This is a genomic window from Mesorhizobium sp. M4A.F.Ca.ET.050.02.1.1 (assembly GCF_003997725.1).
Taxonomy (GTDB): Bacteria; Pseudomonadota; Alphaproteobacteria; order Rhizobiales; family Rhizobiaceae; genus Mesorhizobium.
Window position 1 is genome coordinate 1 of the sequence record NZ_RZSG01001051.1, and the last position, 1,724, is coordinate 1,724.

2 protein-coding genes are annotated in these 1,724 nt (G+C 66.5%); both read right to left on the reverse strand.

The window, feature by feature from the left end; all coding sequences use genetic code 11:
* On the reverse strand, window positions 1-1,023 hold a 1,023-nt coding region (locus EOA33_RS34810; RefSeq protein ID WP_127407658.1), incomplete at its 3' end, for a histidine kinase dimerization/phospho-acceptor domain-containing protein.
* 87 nt (window positions 1,024-1,110) lie between these two features.
* A partial coding sequence (locus tag EOA33_RS34815) for a zinc-binding dehydrogenase (protein WP_145989488.1) occupies window positions 1,111-1,724 on the reverse strand: 614 nt, incomplete at its 5' end.

A 1,724-nucleotide genomic window follows, 5' to 3' on the forward strand; every position in this document is an offset into this window, starting at 1 on the left:
CATCAGTTCGATGATGTTGTTGGCGATTTCGCGCACCGACGTCGGCTGCGGCTCGGGGTCGAAGCGGCCGGCCTCGATCTTGGAGTAGTCGAGTAAATCCTCGATCAGCGCCAGCAGCGCGCTGGCCGAAGTCGAGACGGCTCCGACATAGGTGCGCTGCTCGGGCGACAGATCGGTGTCGACCAGCAGCTTGGCCATCCCCATGATGCCGTTCATCGGCGTGCGGATTTCGTGGCTGACGGTGGCGAGGAAGCGCGACTTGGCCTGGCTGGCATATTCGGCGCGCTCGCGGGCGGTGATCAGCGAGGATTCGGCGCGCTTGCGAGCGGTGATGTCGCGCGCGATAGCCCGGTGCGAGACGGCGCCATTGTCCTTGTCGCGCACCGACAGCTCTATCCAGGAAAACCAGCGCGGGCCGTTCGACGTGCGGACGGCGACGTCGGTGGAGCTCAGGCATTCATGATCAGAGAAGGCGGCGTCGGGAACGATTCCGACGTCGATGCCGAGCTCCGACAGCGTCTTGCCGGCAAGATCGCGCTGGTCGACCTCGACGAGGTCGGCGAAAACCTTGTTGGCATAGACGATATGGCCGTCGCGATCGCGATGGACGACGAGATCGCCGAGCGCGTCAATCAGCCCGCGAAACCGCTCCTCGCTTTCCTGCATCTCCCACATGCGGTCGGCGAGGGTCTCGATCTCGGCGCGGCTGCGGGCGGCGGTCTCGTCGAGCAAGTCCGCGGCCAGGCGTTCGTTGCGTTTGTTGCGCAGATGCATGCCCAGGCCGGCGAGGCCGGTCACCAGCAGACCGAGAGTGACGAAGATCGGCGCGCCGGTGAGATGAGCCAGACCCGCCAGCACGGCGATGGCGACGACGGTGAGGAAAGGCAGGCCTTCGGGATTGGCAGGCGGCAGTACGGGCGCCAGCGGCGGCGCGGTGACAAGCTGCCGCTTCGGCGCAGCAGGGTCCGGCCCGTCCACGCCATCGGCACTCTCCGCCGCCTTGATGCCGGATTCCGCGATCATGCGGAAAGCCATGCCACAGAGACATTATGGAAGATTGCGGCGGATCGCTCGAATTTTAACGGTCGCGCGGTTTTTGCCCGTCAGCGCTCACATATCGACAACGACGCGACCCCTGATCCTGCCGTCGACGATATCACGCGCGGCGTCGATTATATCGTCAAAACCGATGGTCCTGGACAGCGTCGCGAGCTTGCCATGGTCGAGGTCGGCGCCGATGCGGCGCCACGCCTCCAGGCGGACCGCCTTCGGCGCCATCACCGAATCGATGCCGAGCAGTGAGACGCCGCGCAGAATGAAGGGAGCAACGCTCGCCGGCAGGTCCATGCCGCCGGCAAGCCCGCAGGCGGCAACCGCGCCGCCGTAGGCGGTCATCGACAGAACATTGGCCAGTGTGTGGCTGCCGACCGCATCGACGCCGCCGGCCCAGCGCTCCTTGGCGAGCGGCTTTGCCGGCTGGGTGAGTTCATCGCGCGAGATCACCTCGGCGGCGCCGAGGTCGATCAGATAGGGGCTTTCGGCATTGCGGCCAGTCGAGGCGATGACATGGTAGCCGAGGCTGGAGAGGATCGAGACCGCGACTGAGCCGACGCCGCCGGCCGCGCCCGTCACCACCACCGGGCCGCGATCCGGGACGATGCCGTGCCGCTCGAGCGCCATGACGCTGAGCATGGCCGTGTAGCCGTCAGTGCCGACCGCCATCG